16 protein-coding genes are annotated in these 23,062 nt (G+C 66.1%); 6 read left to right on the forward strand and 10 right to left on the reverse strand.

Translation table 11 applies throughout. The features are described from left to right. Window positions 1-118: 118 nt before the first annotated feature. Window positions 119-688, forward strand: a complete 570-nt coding sequence (locus AC3ISA_RS02130; protein ID WP_489179136.1) for a TetR/AcrR family transcriptional regulator — start codon at window positions 119-121, stop codon at window positions 686-688. Window positions 689-757: 69 nt separating this feature from the next. Here the strand turns inward: AC3ISA_RS02130 and AC3ISA_RS02135 are convergent, their stop codons facing one another. Beyond that, window positions 758-2,032 (reverse strand): sugar MFS transporter, encoded by a 1,275-nt coding sequence (locus AC3ISA_RS02135; RefSeq protein WP_489179137.1) that lies wholly within the window; start codon window positions 2,030-2,032, stop codon window positions 758-760. Between the two features lie 203 nt (window positions 2,033-2,235). Further along, window positions 2,236-5,037: a TonB-dependent receptor gene (locus AC3ISA_RS02140; RefSeq protein WP_489179138.1), complete on the reverse strand. Its 2,802-nt coding sequence runs from the start codon at window positions 5,035-5,037 to the stop codon at window positions 2,236-2,238. A gap of 289 nt (window positions 5,038-5,326) precedes the next feature. On the opposite strand from AC3ISA_RS02140, the gene AC3ISA_RS02145 reads away from it, so the two are divergent. Together AC3ISA_RS02145 and AC3ISA_RS02150 are read left to right on the forward strand one after the other, a co-directional pair. After that, a complete protein-coding gene (locus tag AC3ISA_RS02145; RefSeq protein ID WP_489179139.1) occupies window positions 5,327-7,132 on the forward strand; it encodes an alpha-amylase family glycosyl hydrolase in 1,806 nt (601 codons plus the stop codon). Continuing rightward, the gene (locus AC3ISA_RS02150; RefSeq protein WP_489179140.1) at window positions 7,129-8,769 is read left to right on the forward strand and encodes an alpha-amylase family glycosyl hydrolase; all 1,641 of its coding nucleotides are present in this window, start codon (window positions 7,129-7,131) and stop codon (window positions 8,767-8,769) included. The genes AC3ISA_RS02145 and AC3ISA_RS02150 overlap by 4 nt, the downstream gene beginning before the upstream one ends. An 8-nt stretch (window positions 8,770-8,777) precedes the next feature. On the opposite strand, the gene AC3ISA_RS02155 is transcribed toward AC3ISA_RS02150, so the two are convergent. Continuing rightward, complete coding sequence (locus AC3ISA_RS02155) at window positions 8,778-9,797, reverse strand: LacI family DNA-binding transcriptional regulator (RefSeq protein ID WP_372692962.1); 1,020 nt, start codon at window positions 9,795-9,797, stop codon at window positions 8,778-8,780. 103 nt (window positions 9,798-9,900) lie between these two features. On the opposite strand from AC3ISA_RS02155, the gene AC3ISA_RS02160 reads away from it, so the two are divergent. From AC3ISA_RS02160 to AC3ISA_RS02170, 3 genes are all read left to right on the forward strand, one after another. Beyond that, on the forward strand, window positions 9,901-11,964 hold the full coding sequence (locus AC3ISA_RS02160; RefSeq protein ID WP_489179141.1) for a glycoside hydrolase family 97 protein: 2,064 nt from the start codon (window positions 9,901-9,903) through the stop codon (window positions 11,962-11,964). 181 nt (window positions 11,965-12,145) lie between these two features. Then, on the forward strand, window positions 12,146-13,684 hold the full coding sequence (locus AC3ISA_RS02165; RefSeq protein ID WP_489179142.1) for an MFS transporter: 1,539 nt from the start codon (window positions 12,146-12,148) through the stop codon (window positions 13,682-13,684). Window positions 13,685-13,692: 8 nt separating this feature from the next. After that, a complete protein-coding gene (locus AC3ISA_RS02170; RefSeq protein WP_489179143.1) occupies window positions 13,693-16,062 on the forward strand; it encodes a glucan 1,4-alpha-glucosidase in 2,370 nt (789 codons plus the stop codon). Between the two features lie 57 nt (window positions 16,063-16,119). Here AC3ISA_RS02170 and AC3ISA_RS02175 read toward each other — a convergent pair whose 3' ends face one another. The 7 genes from AC3ISA_RS02175 to AC3ISA_RS02205 all read right to left on the reverse strand — a co-directional run bounded on the left by AC3ISA_RS02175 (window position 16,120) and on the right by AC3ISA_RS02205 (window position 23,061). After that, window positions 16,120-16,815 carry a TorF family putative porin gene (locus AC3ISA_RS02175; RefSeq protein WP_489179144.1) on the reverse strand — a complete coding sequence of 232 codons (696 nt, stop codon included), beginning with the start codon at window positions 16,813-16,815 and terminating at the stop codon, window positions 16,120-16,122. A 74-nt stretch (window positions 16,816-16,889) separates the two neighbouring features. Continuing rightward, window positions 16,890-18,233 carry an ammonium transporter gene (locus AC3ISA_RS02180; RefSeq protein ID WP_489179145.1) on the reverse strand — a complete coding sequence of 448 codons (1,344 nt, stop codon included), beginning with the start codon at window positions 18,231-18,233 and terminating at the stop codon, window positions 16,890-16,892. Between the two features lie 235 nt (window positions 18,234-18,468). Further along, window positions 18,469-19,575 (reverse strand): 3-isopropylmalate dehydrogenase, encoded by a 1,107-nt coding sequence (gene leuB / locus AC3ISA_RS02185; protein WP_489179146.1) that lies wholly within the window; start codon window positions 19,573-19,575, stop codon window positions 18,469-18,471. After that, window positions 19,575-20,159 (reverse strand): 3-isopropylmalate dehydratase small subunit, encoded by a 585-nt coding sequence (leuD, locus tag AC3ISA_RS02190; RefSeq protein ID WP_489179147.1) that lies wholly within the window; start codon window positions 20,157-20,159, stop codon window positions 19,575-19,577. The genes leuB and leuD overlap by 1 nt, the downstream gene beginning before the upstream one ends. Beyond that, complete coding sequence (gene leuC, locus AC3ISA_RS02195; protein ID WP_489179148.1) at window positions 20,152-21,564, reverse strand: 3-isopropylmalate dehydratase large subunit; 1,413 nt, start codon at window positions 21,562-21,564, stop codon at window positions 20,152-20,154. The genes leuD and leuC overlap by 8 nt, the downstream gene beginning before the upstream one ends. Then, complete coding sequence (locus AC3ISA_RS02200; protein ID WP_489179149.1) at window positions 21,557-22,810, reverse strand: 2-isopropylmalate synthase; 1,254 nt, start codon at window positions 22,808-22,810, stop codon at window positions 21,557-21,559. Before AC3ISA_RS02200 ends, leuC begins: the two co-directional genes overlap by 8 nt. Beyond that, window positions 22,810-23,061 carry an ACT domain-containing protein gene (locus tag AC3ISA_RS02205; protein ID WP_489179150.1) on the reverse strand — a complete coding sequence of 84 codons (252 nt, stop codon included), beginning with the start codon at window positions 23,059-23,061 and terminating at the stop codon, window positions 22,810-22,812. Before AC3ISA_RS02205 ends, AC3ISA_RS02200 begins: the two co-directional genes overlap by 1 nt. Between the last annotated feature and the right edge of the window lies 1 nt (window position 23,062).

Here is a 23,062-nt window from a genome sequence, read left to right on the forward strand (position 1 = left end):
TGGGGAGTCGGCCTTGTCAACGCGTGGTGACTTAATGATCGGGGCCATGCCGCTTGTCAACAGGCGTTGACAAAGCCATATGTGATCTACGGTTATTCACCTGTGGAGTGTCATCACCTTGTTATGTCCCGGCCCACGCCCGAGGAACGCCGCCGCGACCCGCACGGCCATTCTCGATGCTGCGCGTGAGAGATTCGCGGCGGACAGTTACGACGACGTGGGCATGCGCGACATCGCGCGGGACGTCGGCGTCGATGCGGCGCTGATCAGCCGCTACTTCGGATCCAAGGACGACCTGTTCCTGGCCGCGCTGGACAGCTGCGGCGACGGCAGCGCCCTGATGTCAGGCGAGAAGGGTGATTTCGGCCGGCGCGTGGCCCACGAGATCGTCTTCGAACCCAAGAAGGCCGAGAAGCTGAAGGGCATGTCGATCATGCTGCGCTCCATCGGTTCGGCCAAGGCGTCGGAGATGGTCCAGACCACCTGCGCCCAGCGCTTCTTCGGGCCGCTGGAGGAATGGCTGAGCGGACCGGACGCCACGGTTCGCGCACGGGTGCTGGCCGGCTTCCTGATGGGCATGTCCGTCAGCCGCGAGCTGGGCGGCGGCAGTTTCGATCTGGAACCCGCCGAGTGCGAGCGGATGCGCGACCGGCTGGCGCCGATCCTTCAGGCCCTGATCGACGGCTGATCACACCCCGGAATGCAAAAGGGCGCGGAAGGAAACCTCCGCGCCCTTTGTCTTGTCCGACGACCGGTCTCAGTGCGAGGCGGTCGAGGTCACCTCGGCCCGCGCCTTGGTGCGGATGCAGGCGATGGCGAAGACGGTCAGACCGACATAGCCCAGCATCGGCACGATGAAGGCGGGTTGCAGCCGGCCCGCGGCATCGGCGATGTGCGCCGCGACCTGAGGCAACAGGGCGCCGCCGATGATGCCGAAGACCAGCAGGCCCGAGGTCGCCGAGGTCGGCGCGGTGGACCGCTCCAGCGTCAGGGTGAAGATGGTCGGGAACATGATCGAGTTGAACAAGCCGATCGACAGCACGGCGTATGCCGCCGTCGGGCCGCCGATCTGGCTGACGATCAGGCACAGGATCCCCGCCGCCACGGTGCAGCAGACCAGGACGATGCCGGGACGAACCTTGGTCAGGACGGCCGAACCGATGAACCGGCCGACCATGGCGCCGCCCCAGTAGAGCGCGACCATCTTGCCCGCGGTCTCGATGGGGGCGTTCAGGATGTCGGGGCTTTCCAGGAAGTTGGTCAGCATGCCGCCGATGGCGACTTCGGAACCGACGTAGAGGAAGATGGCCAGGGCGCCGAAGATGGCCCAGGGCGAGGACAGCGCCTTCAGCGGCGAAACAGCGTTGGTCGTGGCGGGGGCGGCGGCGTTGATCTTCTTGCGCGCCGTGAAGATGAAGACGGCGACCAGGGCGAAGAAGGATCCCATGCCCAGGAAGGCCATGTCGATGCTGCGCAGCGACTGGGTGCGCGTGGCGACGGTGACGACCGCGCCGGCGGCGAAGACGCCCCCCGTCAGCAGGACGTGCGACCCCAGCCACGGGCCGATCGTCGTGCCCAGCGAGTTGAAGGCCTGCGACAGGTTCAGGCGGCTGGACGCGCCCTTGGGGCTGCCCAGTTCGGCGACCAGCGGATTGGCCGCGACCTGCAACAGGGTCACACCCGAGGCGATGACGAACAGGGCGATCAGCACGCCCGGATACCAGTCGGCGGCCGTCGCGGCCGGCACGATCAGACAGCCCGCAACCATGACAATCAGGGCGCCGATGATCGAACGGCTGTAACCCAGCTTGCTCAGCACCGAGGCGGCCGGCAGCGACATCAGCCCATAGGCGATGAACCAGGCGAAGGTCGTCAGGAAGGCCTCGGCGTTGTTCAGGTCAAACACCCGCTTCACCGCCGCGATCAGCGGATCGATCAGCGATGTGGCGAAGCCCCAGGCGAAGAACAGGGTGGTGACATAGGCGAAGGCCAGGCCCGCGCCCTGGCGTTTTCCGGCGTCTGGAATGGTCATGGATGAAATCCCCCAGTGGAACAGAACGGCCGCGCTGTTGTCGCGCGGTTCTCGTCCTGCTTGGTTCCGACATCGCACGACAGGCGTCCAGCCGAAAAGCGTCGTCTGTAACGAAACTTTCCCAGGGACCGTCGGCGCCGCAGGCAAAGAAAAGGGCCGCCTCGCGGACGCGGCGGCCCAAGTTTGCTCAGAAGAGGGGGAGATCAGAACTTGTAGTTCATCCCGACCGCGAAGGTCCGGCCATAGCTCTGATAATCGATGGTCTGGCGCTCATCGCCGTTCTGGAAGGTCTTGAACGGTTCGTCGGTCAGGTTGTTGACCTGGGCCAGGATGGACAGACCCTCCAGCGGACCGGCCTGGAACTGATATCCGATCTGGGCGTCGACGACGGTTTCCGCCGCCACCGAACGCAGGGTGCGGCCGTTGCCGAAACCGGCGACCTCGCCCAGATAGTCCGAGCGGTGACGGGCCGAGATGCGCGACTGGAAGCCGTAGCGCTCATAATAGAGCGTGCCGTTGATCACGTTCTCCGACAGGCCCGGCAGGGCCGTCGGGGCCTGGGTCGGATCGGGCTGGACCTCGCTGTCCGTCGTCGAGGCGCTGAACTGGGCGCCGAAGCCTTCCAGCGCCGGATGGAAGATGTCGAACGGCGCCGAGATCGAGAACTCCAGCCCCTTGATCCAGCCGCCTTCGCCGTTGTCGGGGGCGCCCACCAGACCTTGACGCAGGGCCGGCTCGGGGTTGGTCGGCGAGATCGTGCCGATCGGATAGCCGGTGAAATCGACGATCTGGTTGCGGTTATAAACGTAGCTTTCCAGGTTCTTGTAGAAGGCCGCCAGCGAGACATAGCCCTTGCGGTTGGCGAAATACTTCTCGAACGACAAATCCACGACGTCGGCGATGAACGGCCGCAGTTCGGGATTGCCGCCCCCGCCGCCCCATGGCGACTGGTTGATGTCGGTCGATTGAGCCAGACCGGCGTTATAGCTGAAGTTACGCGAGGCGCGCATGTCGTCCATGCGCGGACGGGCCAAAGTGCGTGAGGCCGCAAAGCGCGCAAACATATCGTCGCCGATCTGCAGGATGAAGTTCGAGCTGGGCAGAATCTCCAGATACTCGGCGCCGCCGTTGACGGCGATCGTTTCAGACACGCCCGGCCCGACCTGACGCGCCGAGAAGCCTTGGCTCTGCTGATTCGTGTAAACGAACTGCATGCCGACATTGCCGGTCAGCGGCATGCCGAACACGTTGTGGTCGATGTTGGCGCGGATGTAGCTGGTCGAGACCTTCTCCGTCACCTCCCAGTTGCCCGCCGTGACATCGGCGTTCGGGTTGCGAATGCGGTTCAAGGCGCCGCTGTTGACCAGACCGAGCGCGTCATAGCTCAGCACGGCGCTGATGCCGAGATAGCCCAGATCGGTCGGAGCCAGCAGGAAGGCGCTCGGCACCGTCAGGTCGCCCCCGCCGGGGACGCCGAGATAGAACTGATCGTTGACGAAGCTCTTCTGACGTTCGGTGTAGTTGAAGCCGAAGTCGATCGACTTGAACGGGCTCTGATGCAGTTCGCGCGTCGCGCTCAGACGCACGGCCTTGATCTCGTCCTCGATGGACGGTGTGTTCATATAGCCGGCCTGGCCACCCGGAATGACGTCGCCGCCCCAGCCTTGCGGGCTGGTGATGCGGATCAGGGCCGGATCGGCATAGTTCAGACGGCTGGTGAAACGGGTCACGCCGTCGTCGGTCAACTGGAAGCCCAGGGTGTCCAGCGCGCCGTTGATATTGCGGCCGGTGCCGGCGTTGGTTTCCAGGATGATGTCGTTACGCTCGACCTTGGAATAGCTGAGGTCCAGGGTCGCCGACCAGTCGTCGTTCAGGACGAACTCGGTGTTCCAGCCCAGGGCCGTGATGTTGCTTTCACGCTTGTTCAGGTCGTTACGAACGACGCCCTTGATGTTGTCCCAGGCGCCCGCGACGATCAGGCCGTTATCGACCGTGTAGCCAGGACGCAGCGACGGCCCCGGACGGCAGACGGCTGAGGGCACGTTCACGGTGCAGTCACCGGACGAACCGCCCCAGGCCAGCGGGAACTCGATGCCGCGCAGAACCTGGGTGTTCTTGAACTCGGAATAGAAGGCGTCGATCGTGGAGTGAATGCGGTCGTTCGGGCGCCATTCCAGCACGCCCATATAGCCGCTGCGCTCCAACTCCGACGACATCACATAGGGCTTTACGCCGCCGGTCAGCAGATTGCCGTCGGTGTAGTTCGGATAGCCCCAGGCGTTGAACCTTTCCGACTGATAGGGCGAGTTCATGCGGGCGTAGCCCAGGGCCACGCCCAGCGTGCCGTCCAGGAACTGGTCGATGTAGGAGACGGTGTAGCGGTCGCCCTTGTCGGTCGTGCCCGAATTCAGGGCGCCGATGTCGTTCCACTCGCGGCGATAGTTCAGCGCCAGGGCCTGACGGCCATAGGCCAGCGGGCGCACAGTGCGCAGGTCGACGGTGCCGCCCAGGCCCTGACCGATCAGCGACGAATCCGGGGTCTTGTAGACGACGACGCTCGACAGCAGTTCGGCGGGAAACTGGTCGAACTCGACGCCGCGGTTGTCGCCGGTCGTGACCAGCTCGCGCCCGTTCAGCAGGGCGGTGGTGAAGTCGGGACCCAGGCCCCGGATCGAGATCGCCTGGCTGCGGCCGTCCAGGCGCTGCATCGTTACGCCGGGCAGGCGCGCCAGGGATTCGGCGATGGAGACGTCCGGCAGCTTGCCGATGTCTTCCGACGAAATGACTTCGACGATCGAGGTGTTGTTGGCCTTGGCGTTGATCGAGGCTTCGATGGAGCGGCGGATGCCGGTGACGACGATCTCGCCGACCTCGGTCGCCTGATCGTCGGCCTGGGGCGTCGTGGCGGCGGTCTGGGCGTGCGCAGCGCCGACCGACATCATGGCGGCTGCGCCGAAGGCGACGCCGGATAGCAGGCGCGCGCGCCGGTTGAGACGTTGGAACATGGTCATCCTCCCTGGGGCTTACCGCGTTTCTGAGCGTCGCAGTCTGAAGCCGTCGCAAAAATATGCAAATCTTTGGCAAGGTTGCAAGCAGTTAATGTAACCGCCCGATTTCGGCCCTCCCCCGGCGTCGCCCCAAGCCCCTACACACCGGACAAACAGCAATGAACGGCGACGCTTGCGCTGCGTTGCAGCAAGTTAAACCCGCGTTGACAGGCCCGGCCATTGCTGCAAAATCTTGCAAATCGATCTGGAAGGCTTTGCATTTTCCAGACGGCAGGGAGCGAGCGCCATGAGGAAGAGGACCGCCGTCCGAAACGGACTGCACGCCATGGCGGCCGCAGCGAGCCTGCTGATCGCCTCCAACGCCAGCGCCGACAGCCTCGCCGACCTGCGCCAGCGCCTGCCCCAGGACGAGGTGATCTATTTCCTGCTGCCGGACCGGTTCGCCAATGGCGATCCGTCGAATGATCACGGCGGCTATCTAGCCGAGCGGCTGAAGAGCGGTTTCGACCCGGCCGACACGGATTTCTATCACGGCGGCGACCTGGCGGGCGTGACCCAGCGGCTGGACTATATCCAGGGCCTGGGCGCGACGGCGGTCTGGCTGGCGCCCGTCTTCAAGAACAAGCCGGTCCAGTCGGATGGGAACTATACCGGCGCGGCCCACCACGGCTACTGGATCACCGACTTCACCACCGTCGATCCGCACTTCGGCGACGAGGCGTCGATGCGCGCCCTGGTCGAGGCGGCCCATGCGCGCGGGATGAAGGTCTATCTGGACATTGTCGCCAACCACACCGCCGACGTGATCCAATATCGCGAATGCCCGGAAGGCCGCTGCGCCTATCGCAGTCGCGCCGACTATCCCTACACGCGTCGCGGCGGCGGCGGCGGCGCGCCGATCAACGACGGCTTCGACGGTCGCGACTTCTCGCGCCTGACCGGGCCCGACTACGCCTACACCCCCTATGTTCCGACCGGCGAGGAGACCGCCAAGGTTCCGGCCTGGCTGAACGACCCGATCCATTATCATAACCGGGGCGAGAGCACGTTTTCGGGCGAGAGCAGCCTGGACGGCGACTTCGCCGGTCTGGACGACCTGCTGACCGAAGATCCGGTCGTGATCCAGGGCATGATCGACGTCTTCGGCGGCTGGATCGACAAATACGGCATCGACGGCTTCCGCATCGACACCGCCCGCCACGTGAACCCCGAGTTCTGGCAAGCCTTCATCCCCGCCATGATCGCCCGCGCCGAGGCCAAGGGCATTCCCAACTTCCACATCTTCGGCGAGGTCTATGATCCCGACCCGGCCGTGACGGCGCGGTTCACCCGGGTCGACGGCTATCCCGCCGTGTTGGACTTCCCGTTCCAGAAACAGGCGGTGGACGCGGCCTCGGGCAAGGTCGGCACCGACGCCCTGGCCAAGCTGTTCGACGCCGACACGATTTACGACAAGGGCGCCGACACGGCCGCCATCCTGCCGACCTTCCTGGGCAATCACGACATGGGCCGGGTCGGTTTCTTCGTGAAACAGGCCAATCCGAACGCCGACGACGCGGAACTGCAGTCGCGCATCGCCCTGGCCCATGCACTGATGATGTTCAGCCGGGGCGTGCCGACCCTGTATTACGGCGACGAACAGGGCTTCGCCGGCGCGGGCGGATACGGAAACTCGCGCCAGGACATGTGGCCCAGCCAGACCCCGGTCTATGCGAACGAGACGCCCGTCGGCGGCCGACAGCCCGCCTATTCCACCGACGCGCCCCTGTATCGCGCCATCTCCGAAATGGCCCGCATCCGCGCCGCCGAACCGGCCCTACGACGCGGTCGTCAGGTGGTGCGCGCCTATGGCGACAAGCCGGGCCTGTTCGCCATTTCGCGCATCGGCCAGGACGGGGGCGAGGAAGGGAGTGAAATCCTGATCCTGTTCAACACCTCCACCACGCCCGTCGCAGCCCAGGTCGAGGTGGAGCCCGGCTCGCTTCGGTGGCAGGGTCTGCGTGGTGATTGCGCCGTCCAATCCTCGGCGCCCGCCAGTGTCGCCGTCCGCGTCCCTCCCCTCGATTACCTCGTCTGCAAGAGCGTCCCGTGACCGCCCAGCCTCTCGATCTTTCCACGGCTGACGCCGCCCCTGCCCTCGCTCACGACTGGTGGCGGGGGGCGGTCCTGTACCAGATCTATCCACGCAGTTTCGCCGACTCGAACGACGACGGCGTCGGCGACCTGAAGGGGATCACCGAGCATCTGGATCACGTCGCCTCGCTGGGCGTGGACGGGATCTGGCTGTCGCCCTTCTTCACGTCGCCGATGAAGGACTTCGGCTACGACGTGTCGGACTATTGCGACGTCGATCCGATCTTCGGCACGCTGGCCGACTTCAACGCCCTGATCGCGCGCGCTCATGGCCTGGGCCTGAAGGTCGTCATCGATCAGGTGTTCTCCCACACCTCGGACGAACACCCCTGGTTCATCGACAGCCGCGCCAGCCGAAACGGCGAACACGCCGACTGGTACGTCTGGGCCGACGCCAAGCCGGACGGTTCGCCGCCGTCGAACTGGCAGTCGGTGTTCGGCGGCCCGGCCTGGACCTGGGACGCGCGGCGCGGCCAGTATTACATGCACAACTTCCTGGCCTCCCAGCCTCAGCTGAACGTCAGGAACCCGGCGGTGCAGGACGCCCTGATCGCGGCGGCGCGGTTCTGGCTGGACAAGGGGGTGGACGGCTTCCGCCTGGACGCCATCAACTTCGCCATCCACGACCCCAGCCTGCGCGACAACCCGCCCATCGCCGACGGCAAGAAGCGGACGCGGCCGTTCGACTTCCAGGACAAGATCTACAACCAGTCCCACCCGGACATCATCGGCTTCCTGAACCGCGTCCGCGCCCTGACCGACCGCTATGAGGGCCGGTTCACCGTTGCGGAGGTGGGCGGCGACCATGCCGATCGCGAGATGAAGGCGTTCACCGCCGGGAACGACCGGCTGCATTCCGCCTACGGCTTCCTCTACCTCTATGCCGATGCGCTGAAGCCCGAGTTGATCGGCGTGGGCGACAGCATGTGGCCGGACCAGCAGGGCGAAGGCTGGCCGTCCTGGACCTTTTCGAACCACGACGCGCCGCGCGCGGTGTCGCGCTGGGCCGAGGGTCGCGACGAAAAGGCCTTCGCCCAGATGGCCCTGCTGCTGCTGATGTGCCTGCGCGGCAATGTCTTCGTCTATCAGGGCGAGGAACTGGGCCTGCCCCAGGCCGAGGTGCCGTTCGAGCGGCTGGTCGATCCCGAGGCCATCGCCAACTGGCCCCAGACGCTGGGCCGCGACGGCGCCCGCACCCCGATCCCCTGGGTGGCGTCGGCGCCCAACGCCGGCTTCTCGACGATCGAGCCCTGGCTGCCGGTCGATCCGCGCCATCTGACGCTGGCCGTCGATGCTGAGGAGGCCGATCCGACCTCGACCCTGCATGTCGCGCGCCGCGTCATCGCACTGCGCAAGGCCCATCCGGCGCTGCGCCTGGGCGGTCTTGACCTGGTCGACGCGCCCCAGGGTCTGGTGGTCTTCGAACGGTTCGAGCGCGGCGGCGACGGCGAGCGCCTGTTGTGCGTCTTCAACCTGGGCCACGTCCCCGTCGACTGGATGCCGCCTGCGGGGGCGCATCGTATCGAGGCGATCAACTGGACCGAGGCGGACGGACAGACCCTGCCGCCCCTCGCCGGCCTGTTGTTCACGGTCTGAAGATGGGTTCAGCCGCCGCAGGTCTCGCGCACGATCAGCTCGGTGGGCACCCGCTCCGACCGGCCGGCGCCGACGTCGGCGCCGCCGTGGTCCAGCAGTTTGGACACCATCAGCCGGCCGGCCTTCATCGTGTCCTGGGCGATGGTGGACAGGGCCGGGCGCGAGTAGCGGCTGAACGGCACATTGTCGAAACCGATGACCGAGACCTGGCCCGGCACGTCGATCCCCGCATGCAGCAGGGCGCGCACGGCGCCCAGGGCGATCTGGTCGGAGGCGGCCACCACCCCGTCGAAGGCGACGCCGCGTCGGATCAGGGCGTCCACCGTGGACTCGGCCGACTCGACCTCGAAATGGGCCGATACGATCAGGTCCGGCTCGACCGCCAATCCGGCCTGGGCCAGGGCGTCCAGATAGCCGCGGTGCCGCTGCATCGACTCGGGCGGATCCAGATCGCCCAGGAAGACGATGCGCTTTCGACCCAGCCGCGCCAGATGAAGCGTCGCACGCCGTCCGCCCGAGATATTGTCCGAGCCGATCGAGCAATAGTCCTGATCCGGCAGTTCGGCGCCCCAGACGACGAAACGATGGTCGGCGTCCACCAGCCGGTTGAAGGCCGAGTGCAGGCTGGATTGCCCCAGGAAGATCACCCCGTCCGCACGACTGGTGTTCAGCGCGCCCGACAGCTCGTCATAGTTGGCGGGCGAGATATGGCTCATCAGCAAATCACAGCCACGCTCGCGCGCCGCCTCGCCCACCCCGGCCAGCAGTTCCAGGAAGAAGGGATCGCTGAGGCGCCCTTCGCGGCCCTGCGGGCGCGGCACGACAAGGGCGATGGTGCCCTGGGCGCCGATGGGGCCCGCGGGCATGTGGCGGCGGAACGGATAGTCGTGCTCCTTGGCCAGCTTCCAGATCGTCTGTTTGGTGCGGTCGTTGACGGCGGGGCTGTCGTTCAGCGCGCGCGAGGCGGTGGCGATGGACACCCCCGCCAAGCGGGCGATGTCTTCCAGACGGGTTGTCTTGCGGCTCAAGGTCGCGGGTCCTCACGACAGCGTTTCGACGCTGCAAATTTTTCTGCAAATATTTCAGCCACCGTTCGCGGCGGTTGGCAAGAGGCGGCGTAACGGAGTTCCCATGATGCAGCGCAGATCCTTCCTGGCCCTCGGCGGCGTTTCGATCCTGGCCTTCGGCGCCACCGGCGTTCGTGCCCAGACCACGCCGACCCACGCCCGCGCGTCGTCGCCGGGTGGGGTGCTGACGGTCGAGGCCTTCACCGACAACGACGGCCGGCCGATGTATTCGGTCCTGCGTCAGGGCCGGGTCGTGGTGGCGCCGTCCAAACTGGGCTTCCTGCTGACCGACGCCCCCGCCATCGAGCGCGGTCTGGCCCTGACTGCCGGTCAGCCGGTCACGATCGACGACACCTGGGAGCAGCCCTGGGGCGAGCGCCAGTTCATCCGCAACCACTACAACGAATGGCGCGTCGCCTATGCCGAGACCGGCGGCCTGCAACGCCACGTGGACGTGGTCTTCCGCCTGTATGACGACGGCCTGGGCTTCCGCTACGAGTTCCCGGACCAGCCCGCGCTGAAGACCGTCCGCATCGGGTCGGAGCTGACCGAGTTCAACCTGGCCGAAAACGGCGAGGCCCTGTGGTGCCCAGCCTGGGAATGGAACCGCGAGGAATACCTCTACAGCCGCACGCCCATCGATGCGGTCGGCAGCGCCCAGACCCCGATGACGGTCAAGGGCCAGTCGGGCCTGCATGTCTCGATCCATGAGGCCGCCTGCATCGACTACGCCGGCATGAACCTGCGTCGCTCCGAGGGCACGAACTTCCGCGCCCAACTGACGCCTGGCCTGACCAACGCCGCCGTGGTGCGCGCGGCGCCGTTCAACACCCCGTGGCGCACGCTGCAGATCAGCGACACCGCCGCTGGCCTGATCGACTCCAGCCTGATCCTGAATCTGAACGAGCCCAACAAGCTGGGCGACGTGTCGTGGTTCAAGCCGATGAAATACGTCGGCGTCTGGTGGGAGATGCACCTTGAGCTGAAGAGCTGGAACTCCGGCCCCAAGCACGGCGCCACCACCGAGAATACGATCAAGCACATCGACTTTGCGGCCCAGAACGGCTTCGGCGGCGTCCTGGTCGAGGGCTGGAACAAGGGCTGGGACGGCCAGTGGTTCGCCAACGGTTCGGACTTCAGCTTCACCGAGGCCTACCCCGATTTCGACATTGAGGCGGTCTGCGTCCACGCCCGGTCCAAGGGCGTGCAACTGATCGGCCACCACGAAACCGGCGGCAACGCCTTCCATTATGAGCAGCAGCTCGAACCGGCCATGGCGCTGTATGAACGTCTCGGCGTCCATTCGGTGAAGACCGGCTATGTGGCGGATGCGCAGGGCGCGCGCGTCGCCGGACCGGACGGACAGATGGTCATGGCTTGGCACGAGAGCCAGGCGATGGCCCAGCACCATATGAAGGTCGTCGAGGCCGGCGCCCGCCACAAGGTGGCGATCAACGCCCACGAGCCTTTCAAGGATACGGGCCTGCGCCGCACCTATCCCAACATCATCAGCCGCGAAGGCCAGCGCGGCATGGAATATTCGGCCTGGGGCAACCCTGGCAATCCGCCCGAGCACGAGCCGAACCTGGTCTTCACCCGCCTGCTGGCCGGGCCGATGGACTATACCCCCGGCATCTTCGGCATGGAGACGCGCAGCCCCGGCGGCGTGCAGACGACCTGGGCGAAACAGTTGGCCCTCTATGTCGTCATCTACAGCCCGATCCAGATGGCGGCCGATCTGCTGGTCAACTACGAGGCCAATCCGGGTCCGTTCCAGTTCATCAAGGACGTGCCCTGCGACTGGGCAGAGACCCGCGTGCTGGCGGCCGAGATCGGCGATTACGTCGCCATCGCGCGTAAGGACCGCGCTTCCGACGTCTGGGCCCTGGGCGCCATCACCGACGAGCATCCGCGCGTCCTGACCGCGCCCCTCGACTTCCTGGACGACGGGCGCCGCTATCGCGCCGAAATCTACCGCGACGGGCCGAACGCCGACTATCGCGGCAAGCGCGAGGACATCGTCATCGAACAGCGCGAGGTCACGTCGGCCGACGTCCTAACCCTGGCCCTGGCTCCCGGCGGCGGCCAGGCGATCCGGTTCGTGCCGGTTGGAAGGGCGCGGCGGTGAGTATCGCCAATGATGTCCTTCTCCCCTCGGGGGAGAAGGTGGCTCGCGGAGCGAGACGGATGAGGGGGCTGGCTCAGCATCCCGATCGTTCGACGTGGACTCCGTATTCGGCAGCCCCCTCATCCGAGCGGCTTCGCCGCCCACCTTCTCCCCCGAGGGGAGAAGGATCAGGTGTGCGCCCATGACCCTCCTCTCACACCGCCCGCGACTGTCCGGCCTGGCGATCTGGAACATGTGCGTCGGCTTCTTCGGCATCCAGATCGGCTTCGGTCTGCAGAACGCCAACACCAGCCGCATCTTCCAGACCCTGGGCGCCGAGGTGGATTCGCTGGCCATTCTGTGGATCGCCGCGCCGCTGACGGGTCTGCTGGTCCAACCGATCATCGGCCATTTCAGCGACAAGACCTGGACGCGGTTCGGGCGTCGTCGCCCCTATTTCCTGGTCGGCGCCATCGCCACGACCCTGGCCCTGATCGCCATGCCCAACAGCCCCAGCCTGTGGTTCGCCGCGGCCATGCTGTGGATCATGGACGCCTCGATCAACATCACCATGGAGCCGTTCCGCGCCTTCGTCGGCGACAACCTGCCGGAGGAGCAGCGCACCGCCGGCTATGCGATGCAGAGCTTCTTCATCGGCGCCGGCGCGGTCTTCGCCTCGACCCTGCCGTGGCTGCTGTCCAACGTCTTCAACATCGCCTCGACGGCCGAGGCCGGGGTCGTTCCGCTGTCGGTCAAGATCGCCTTCTACGTCGGCGCGGCGGGCTTGTTCGCAGCCGTGCTGTGGACGGTGCTGAGCACAAAAGAATACAGCCCCGAACAGATCGCCGCCTTCGAACGCGCAAAGCAGAAGGCCCTGGGCGCCCCCGCCGACGACGGCCCCGAGGCGCCGGCGCGCAGCGTTCAGGGCTGGATGACTTCGGGCCTGGTCTGCGCCGCCATGGGCGCGCTGGGCTTCGTGCTGATTTCATTGCTGGATCTGGAAAAGGAGCTGCTGGTCCTGGCCGGCTTTTTCGCCGGTTTCGGACTGCTTCAGATCGCGGTCGGCGTGATGCAGCGCCGCCGCATCACCAACGCCGCGACCGAAATCCTGAACGACATCTTCCGCATGCCCGAGACGATGCGTGGCCTGGCCATCGTCCAGTTCTTCAGCTGGTTCGCCCTGTTCGCCATGTGGATCTACACCACCGCCGCCGTGACCCGCGTCCATTACGGCACGACCGACACGACCTCGGCCGCCTACGCCACGGGCGCCGACTGGGTCGGGGTTCTGTTCGGCGTCTATAACGGCGTCGCGGCCCTGGCCGCCTTCACCCTGCCCATGCTGGCCAAGCGGATCGGGCGAAAGGCGACCCATGCCCTGATGCTGCTGCTGGGCGCGGCGGGCCTGTTCGGCGTCTTCGTCATCCGAGAGCCAGGCCTGCTGTGGCTGCCGATGATCGGCGTCGGCTTCGCCTGGGCCTCGATCGTCTCCATGCCCTACGCCATCCTTTCGGCGGCGGTGCCGGACCGGAAGATGGGCGTCTATATGGGCGTGTTCAACATCTTCATCGTCGTGCCGCAACTGCTTGCCGCCACCGTCCTGGGCCTGATCCTGAAGACCCTGTTCGACGGCCAGGCCATCTGGGCCCTGGTGTTGGGCGCCGTCTCCTTCGTGCTGGCTGCGGTCAGCGCGCTGTTCGTCCGCGAGTCCCGCTCGCTTCCCCCCACGCACAATCCGTGAGGACCTCCATGCGTATGTCAAAGACCCTCTGCCTCGCCGGCGTCGCCAGCCTGGCCCTCGCCTCCGCCGCCTCGGCCCAGTCCGTAGCCCCCGGCGCACCGGGCGCGCCGCCCGTCTGGTCCAGCGCCGCCAAGACCGGCGCGGGCGCGTCGTATGAAGCCTATGTCGATGGCCAATACCGCGACGGCGGCCCGACCGGCGCGGTATCCAAGGTCTGGTTTTCCATCGCCGACGGCGTCCTGACCGAGACCATGTACGGCCTGATCCATGAGGCGCAGATCAAGGCCCTGCGTTTCGTCGGCGTGACCCACGACGGACTGGTCGTGGAGGGCGACGACACCACCAGCCGCACCGAATACCTGCATGTCGATGCTCAGGGTCGCCCGCTGTCGCCCGCCTATCGCGTCCTGACCCAGGACAAGAACGGCCGCTTCGAGATCGAGAAACAGATCTTCACCGACCCGGACCGCAACGCCCTGGTTTTGCGCGTCACTATCAAGGCGTTGAAGGGCGAGGTGACGCCCTATCTGCTGCTAGAGCCACACATCGCCAACACCGGGATCGACGACAGGGGCGAAGTGACACGCGACGGCTTCCATGCCTGGGAAGGCGATACCCATCTGTTCCTGAAACCCAGCGAGGCCTTCGAGAAGGCCAGCGTTGGTTTCGTCGGCGCCTCCGATGGTCTGACCGATCTGAAGGACGGCAAGCTGGACTGGAACTACACCTCAACGGGCGATCAGGCCGGCAACACCATGATGACCGGCGCCCTGCCGCACATGGGTGAAAGCTCGACCCTGACCCGTGACTTCGTCATCGGCTTCGGCGACAGCGAGGTCAAGGCCCGCGCCGCTGCGGACGGCGCATTCGGGACCGGCCTGGACGAGGTGCTGGCCCGCTTCAACGGCGAGGGCGAGCGCCTGGGTTGGGAGGACTATGTCGCCTCCCTGACCGAGCTGCCGCGCATCGCGCAGCAGGCGACGGACGGCGGCAAGCTGGCCTACGCCTCGGCCCTGATGCTGAAAGTGCAGGAGGATCGCACCCATGCCGGCGCCCTGATCGCATCCCTGTCCAACCCATGGGGCGACACGGTGGACGCGTCCAAGTCCTCCACCGGCTACAAGGCCGTCTGGCCGCGCGACTTCTATCAGGTGGCGATGGCTCTCGCGGCGCTGGGCGACAAGGAAACGCCGCTAGCGGCCTTCAACTACCTGCCGCAGGTTCAGGTGGGCGCAAACACGCCCGGAAATACCGGCGCCGGCGGCTGGTTCCTGCAGAAGACCCACGTCGATGGCGAACTGGAGTGGGTCGCGGTTCAGTTGGACCAGACGGCCATGCCGATCATGCTGGGCTATCGTCTGTGGAAGATGGGCTGGCTGTCCGACGCCCAGATGACCGAACACTATCAGTCCATGCTGAAACCGGCCGCCGACTTCCTGGTGGACGGCGGCAAGATCGGCCTGTTGTGGAACGATGCCGAGATCAAGCCACCCTTCACCCAGCAGGAACGCTGGGAAGAGCAGCAGGGCTATTCGCCGTCCAGCACCGCCGCCGTGGTCGCCGGCCTGACGGTCGCGGCCGAAATGGCCCGCGCCTCGGGCGATGCGACGAGCGCCACGCGGTATCAGATCGCCGCCGACAACTATGCCTCCAAGATCGAAGACCGGATGTTCACCACCAACGGCGACTTCGGCGACGGTCGCTACTTCATCCGCATCACCCAGAACGAGAACCCCAACGACAAGGCCCCGATCGGCGCCGCCAACGGCCAGATCGCGCCGGCTGAGGATCGCGTCGTGGACGGCGGCTTCCTGGAACTGGTCCGCTACGGCGTGCGCAAGGCCGACGATCCCCACATCTTGTCCACCCTGCCCGTCTATGACGATCAGTCGCTGGAGCCGCTGTATCGCGTTCGCTACGACTTCGGCCCCGAGGGCGACAAGACGCCGGGCTGGCGCCGTTACGGCGTCGACGGCTATGGCGAAGATCATCTGACGGGCGCCAACTACGGTGTCGGCGGCGAGATGAGCCCCGGTCAGCGCGGCCGGGTCTGGCCCTTCTTCACCGGCGAACGCGGGCACTATGAGTTGGCGCGTGCGTCCGTGAACGGCACGCCGTCGGCCGCAGACATCGCCGCCATCCGCCAGACCTATGTGCGCGGCATGGAGCGGTTCGCCAACGGCGGCCTGATGTTGGCCGAACAGGTCTGGGACGGCGTCGGCGATCCGACCGCCAGGGACTATGCGCTTGGCCAGAACACGGATTCGGCAACGCCCCTGGCCTGGGCCCACGCGGAATATCTGAAGCTGCTGCGGTCGCTGGCCGACGGCAAGGTCTGGGACAGCTACGACCCCGTCCACGACCGCTACGCCCGTTGAACGAAAAAGGCCCCGGAGATCGCTCTCCGGGGCCTCTCTTTCAGGTCGACCGCTGGATCAGAAGGCGAGCTTGACGGCGCCTACAATCCGGTCTGCGGCGCCCGGCACGCCGTCGACGTCGGTGTCGTAGTAACGGACGTCAATGCCCACCTTGTCGGACAGAGCATAGCCCACGCCGGCGTTCCAGGTGGTGTAGTCGTCGGTGACGTTCAGCCACTGCTTGCCGACGGCGCCCGAGACCGTCCACTTGTCGGCCGGGCTGAAGGCGGCGTTGACCTCGGCATAGGTCGCTTCGTCGTCGATACCGAAGAAGTCGGGCGAGTAATAGACGGCGGCGCCGAAGGTGGCGGGCCCGACGGCGCGCGAGGCCGCAGCCTTGAACTCGGCGTAGCTATAGTCCGCGGCGTCCGGCTCTCCGACGTAGAGGTAGCCGATCATGCCGAAGTCGAGCGCGAAGCCGCCCGCCTCGGTGCGATAGCCGCCATACAGATCGACTTCCGCGTCGGTGTCGTCGCCGAAATCGACGTTGGAGGCCCAGGCGCCGCCATAGAAGCTGCCCGAGGTGACGTCGACGCCGCCCTGGATGGCCGGATCTTCGCCCGTCTGGCTGAAGCCGCGGAAGATGTAGTCGCTGACGACGCCGACATTCCAGGCGACCTTCACGTCGCTTTGAGCGGACGCCGGAGCGGCGAGACCGATCAGGCCGGTGGCGAGAGCGGCGGCGGCCGCCGCGCGAAGCATGGTGTTTCTCATAATTTATCCCCTTGTTGTACTTGATTTATTCAGGTCGAAATCGGGCGCGGATTGAAAGCCGCGCCCGATCCTAATCAGTGTTCCAGCGCTTCGCCGTGTAGCGAAGTGTCCAGACCGGCGGCTTCTTCCGCCTCGCTCACGCGCAGGCCCGTCGTGAACTTGCAGATGAACAGGATGATCAGGGTGCCGACGGCGCTGTAGACGATGGTCCACAGAAGCCCCAGCGCCTGGGCGCCGACATTGGCGCCTTCCGACAGGCTGTTGATCGCGGTCGTGGCGAACACGCCGGTCAGCAGGGCGCCGATCAGGCCGCCGGCGCCGTGGATGCCGAAGGCGTCCAGACTGTCGTCGTAGCGCAGCAGCTTCTTGATCCACACCGACGAGGCGTAGCAGACCGGACCGGCGATCAGACCGATGATGACCGCGCCCTTGGGATCGACGAAGCCGGCCGCCGGTGTGATGGCGACCAAACCCGCGACGACACCCGACAGCATGCCGACCAGCGAGACCTTCTTCTTCTCGATGAACTCGACCAGCTTCCAGGTCAGGGCGCCCGCAGCGGCGGCCAGGACGGTGTTCAGCAGGGCCACGCCCATCAGGTCGTTGGCCGCGCCCGCCGAGCCGGCGTTGAAGCCGATCCAGCCGACCAGCAGCAAAGAGGCGCCGATCATGGTCAGGACAGGGTTGTGCGCCAGTATCGGCTCGACGCCGTAACCCTTGCGACGGCCCAGGAAGATGGCGCAGACCAGACCCGCGACGCCCGAGTTGACGTGAACGACCGCGCCGCCCGCGAAGTCCAGCACGCCGGCCGAACCCAGGAATCCGCCGCCCCAGACCCAGTGACAGATCGGTGCATAGACCAGCAGCGACCACAGGGCGGTGAACAGCAGCAACGCCGAATATTTCATCCGCTCGGCGAAGGCGCCCGTCACCAGCGCTGGCGTGATGATGGCGAAGGTCATCTGGAAGGAGATGAACAGGAATTCGGGAATGCCCGGCAGCAGGGCGTTGGCGGTCTTCAGCGACACGCCGTTCAGGAACAGCATGTCCAGGCTGCCGATATAGGGTTGCAGCGCCGCATTGCCGTTGGCGCCGAAGGCCAGGCTGTAACCGGCGATGAACCACACCAGAGACACCACGGCGAAGACGCCGACGGACTGGGTGATGGTGGCGATCACGTTCTTCTTGCGAACCATGCCGCCGTAGAACAGCGCCAGACCGGGGAGGGTCATCAGCAGAACCAGGGCGGTCGAGGTGCCGAGCCATGAGGCCCCGGCGCTGTCCAGCTCAAGTGCGGCCTGGTGGCCCAGCAAGGCCGGCGCGGCGTCCTGTGCGTTGGCCGCGCCTGCGGCCATCAGACAGAGTGTTGGAAGAAGGAGCCCTGCGGCCCCCATAAGTCGGTTCGTTGTCCGCGACATGAGCTAGTACCCCCTATGCAATCTCGCAGTTGCGAAGGTTTTACTGCAATCGCGAAACACGCAAGGAGATTCACCGCAGTCGGTGCAACTTTCTTGCAACGGTCATGATAAAAAAAGAACAAGGCGCACGAACCATGCGGTTCATGCGCCCATACGAATAAATCATGTCTTCACAGCCAAGGTTTCAAGGCAGGATTTTCACCCCGCGCTCAGGCCGACTTTAACCTTTCGACCATCACGCCCAATGCATCTGCACCCGATGCGCCGCCGCCCAGTGGATGGCGCGAATGGCGTCGATGACGGCTTCGGTCGCCGCGCGCGTGCCCAGTGCGCCGCCCAGGTCGGCCGTCACCGCGCCGGCCGCCAGCACGGCGGCGACGGCGGCCTCGATCGAATCGGCCTCGTCTTCCAGCTTCAGGCTGTGGCGCAGCAGCAGGGCCGCCGACAGGATGGTCCCGACCGGGTTGGCCAGATCCTGACCCGCGATGTCCGGCGCCGAACCGTGGATCGGCTCGAACAGCCCCGGCCCGCCCGCGCCCAGCGAGGCGGACGGCAGCAGGCCGATGGAGCCGCCCAGCACCGAGATCTCGTCCGACAGGATGTCGCCGAACATGTTCTCGGTCAGGATGACGTCGTATTCGCGCGGCTTCCTGATCAGGTGCATGGCCATGGAATCGACCAGCGCGTGTTCCAGCTCGATCTCGGGGAATTCCTCGGCATGGATGCGGGTCACCACCTCGCGCCACAGGCGGCTGGTCTCCATGACGTTGGCCTTGTCGACCGAGGTCACCTTGCCGCGACGCTGTTGGGCGGTCTGGAAGGCGGCGCGGGTCACGCGCTCGATCTCGGGCACGGTGTATTCGCACAAGTCGGTGGCGCGGTCGGCGGTGCGGGTCTTCTCGCCGAAATAGACGCCGCCGGTCAGTTCGCGGAAGACGATCAGATCGACACCCTCGACGATCTCCTTCTTCAGCGGCGAGCGATGCGCCAGCACAGGCGAGACTTGCAGCGGGCGCAGGTTGGCGAACAGGCCCATGGCCTTGCGGATCGCCAGCAGGCCTTCCTCGGGCCGACGCTTGCCGCCGTCCCATTTCGGACCGCCGACGGCGCCCAGCAGCACGGCGTCGGAGGCGACGCAGGCCGCACGCGTGGCCTCAGGCAGAGGCTCGCCGGTCTCGTCGATGGCGGCGCCGCCGATCAGGTGTTCGGAGAACTGGAAATCATGGCTGTAGAAGTCGCCGATGACCCGCAGAACGTCGCGCGCGGCGCGCGTCACCTCGGGTCCGACACCGTCGCCGGGCAGCAGGACGATGTTGTAGGTCTTGGGGGCGGCGTTGGTCATCAGACAGTCTCTCTCGATCGCTCGAACGCTTCGATCTCGGGCATGTTTGCTTGCAGCCAGCCCAGGGTGTCCACCCCGTCCAGCAGGCATTGGCGGGCGAAGGATTCGACCCCGAACGGCACGGGTTCGGCATTGCCGCGCTGAATCTGATTGGCCTGGAGGTCGATCGTGACCGGCTGGTCCGGCTGCGACGCCAGATCGTCCCAGACGGCCTGGCTGACGACGATGGGCAGCAGGCCGTTTTTCAATGCGTTCGATGTAAAAATGTCAGCGATCTCGGTCGAGATCACGGCCTTGAACCCATAGTCCAGCAAGGCCCAGGGCGCGTGTTCGCGCGACGAACCGCAGGCGAAGTTCTTGCCCGCCAGCAAGATGCGATGCTCAGCCGGGTCGATCCGGTTCAGAATGGCCTCGGGCTTTTCCGAACCATCTTCCTCATAGCGCCAGTCATGGAAGGCGGCCTTGCCCAGCCCCTCGCGCGTCGTCGTGGTCAGGAAACGTGCGGGAATGATCTGGTCGGTGTCGATATTGGCCTGGCTCAACGTCACAGTCTTGGAGGTCAAAACCTGGAAGGGCTCAGACATGCTCGACCTCAATCAGATACACGCGCGGGTCGGTCAGCACGCCGGCCACCGCCGTCGCCGCCGCCGTCGCAGGACTGGCCAGGATGGTGCGGGCGTCCTTGCCCTGGCGACCTTCGAAATTGCGGTTCGACGTGGATACGGCAAGCTGCCCCGGCGCGACGAAATCGCCGTTCATGGCGATGCACATCGAACAGCCCGGAATGCGCCATTCCGCCCCGGCGGCGATGAAGACCTGATCCAGGCCTTCCGCCTCGGCGTCGCGACGCACGGCCTCGGACCCCGGCACCACTAGCATCCGCAGACCCGGCTTCACCTTGCGGCCGCGCAGCACGTCGGCGGCGGCGCGCAGATCGGGCAGGCGGCCGTTGGTGCAGGAACCGATGAAGACCACATCGACCGGCTGGCTGGTCGTCGCCTCCCCGGCGGTGAAGCCCATATAGGCGATGGCCTTGCGGTCTGAGTCCGACTGCGGCTGGGGCACCGGCGACCCGATGGGGGCGCCCGCATCCGGCGTCGTGCCCCAAGTCGCCATCGGACGTATGGCGGCGCCATCGATGGTCACTTCCTTGTCGAAGACCGCGCCCGGATCGCTGGACAGTTTCAGCCACTCGGCCGTCGCCGCCTCATAGTTGGCGGGGACGTGCTTGCGACCGCGCAGCCAATCGATGGTCGTCTGGTCCGGCGCGATCATACCGGCCCGCGCGCCGGCTTCGATGGACATGTTGCACAGGGTCATCCGCCCTTCCATGTCCAGCGCGCGCACCGCCTCGCCGGCGTATTCGATGACATAGCCGGTGCCGCCGCCGAAGCCGATGGCGGCGATCACGGCCAGGGCGACATCCTTGCCCGACACGCCAGGCTGCAGCTCGCCCGTCACCGTCACCCGCATGGCCTTGGCCTTGCGCTGCAACAGGCATTGGGTCGCCAGCACATGGCCGACCTCGGACGTGCCAATGCCGAAGGCCAGGGCCCCGAAGGCGCCGTGGGTCGCCGTATGGCTGTCGCCGCAGACCACGGTCATGCCCGGCTGGGTCAAGCCCAGCTCCGGCCCCATGACATGGACCACGCCGCGGTCGTCGGAGTCCCAGCCCGCCAGCGGCACGCTGTGGGCTGCGCAGTTCTTCTCCAGCCGATGCACCTGAGCCTCGGCCTGGGCGGTGACATAGGGTTTCAGCCCGTTCAGCCCCGCAGGCAGGGTCGGGGTCGAATGGTCCAGGGTCGCATAGGTCCGGTCGGGGCGACGCACCTTCAGGCCTCGCGCCTCGATCTCGCTGAAGGCCTGGGGGCTGGTGACCTCGTGGACCAGGTGCAGGTCGATATACAGCACCCCCGGCGTATCGGCCGTTTCCGGCCGCACGACATGGGCGTCCCAGACCTTGTCGAACAGGGTTTTGGGATCAGGCATACTGGGCCACGACCTCGGACACGCCATCGACACGGTCGATGATGGCGATCAGTTCTTCGTCGTTGATCTCGCCGATCTGGTCGGCGCGCGACTTGAAGCCGGCGACCACGGCGACCAGACGCTCGCCCTCGATGGGACGACCGATGGTCTCTGCGCGCTTGGCGATGGCGTGGCGGCCCGAGTGTTTGCCCAGCACGAACCAGCTGCCTTCGAAGCCCACATCCTGGGGCCGCATGATCTCATAGGTGCGACTGTCGGCCAGCATGCCGTGCTGATGGATGCCCGCCTCGTGGGCGAAGGCGTTGATGCCGACCACCGACTTGTTACGGGCGATGACCGTCTCGGTGATCTCGCACAGAATCTTGGAGGCGCGCACCAGGTGGCGGCTGTCGGCGCCGGTCGTGACGCCGTAACGGTCCTCGCGGACCTTCAGGGCCATGATGACTTCTTCGATGGAGGCGTTGCCGGCGCGTTCGCCGATGCCGTTGATCGCGCCCTCAACCTGACGCGCGCCGCCCTCGATGGCGGCCAGGGAGTTGGCGACCGCCATGCCCAGGTCGTCGTGGCAATGAGCCGAGAAGATCACGTGCGGATGGCGCTTGTGGATACGCGCGGCCAGGGCGGCGAAACGCTCGCGCACCTCTTGCGGCGTCGCATAGCCGACGGTGTCGGGCACGTTCAGGGTTCGGGCGCCGGCGTCTGCGGCGGCCTCCATCACGTCGGCCAGGAACTCCGGCTCGGTGCGGAAGGCGTCTTCAGCCGAAAACTCGACGTCGTCGAACAGGCTGCGGGCGTATTCCACCGACCGCACCGCCGTCGACAGCACCTCGTTGGTGGACATCTTCAGCTTGGCGCTGCGGTGGATCGGGCTGGTGCCGATGAAGACATGGCAGCGGCGATGCGACTTGGGCGCCGGAGCCAGGGCGCGGAAGCTGGCGTCGATGTCTTTCTCGTTCGAGCGCGACAGGGAGCAGAAGACCGGCCCCTCGATCTCGCCCGCCACGCGGCGGATGCAGTCCTCGTCACCGGGCGAGGCGGCGGCGAAGCCGGCTTCGATAACATCGACGCCCAGGTCCTTCAGGACCTGGGCCATCTTCACCTTGGCCTGGGCGCTCATCGAGAAGCCCGGAGCCTGTTCCCCGTCCCGCATCGTCGTGTCGAAGATTATGACGCGGTTCGGGTCTTTGGCGACGATCTGTTCGGTGCGCGATACGCCCGATACTCGTACCTCTTCGGGGGTAATCATTACGCGGCCTCGGATTGAATAATGTCGTTGCTGATGCGGCGCACGCCGAACAGCCGGTCGATCTGGCGACCCAGATTGTCCTTGCAGCGGCCGGCGTCGCGGCCGCGCACGGTCAGAGCAATTTTACGGAATCCGCCTTCGTCGGCCATCGCCATGCCGTCGATGTGGAAGCCGCGGCGCTCCACCAGGCCGATGAGACGCTGAAGCGAACCGTCCGCACGGTCGATCTGGATGTGGATCGTGTCGCTCATC

The sequence above is a fragment of the Brevundimonas sp. KH_058 genome (assembly GCF_057838505.1).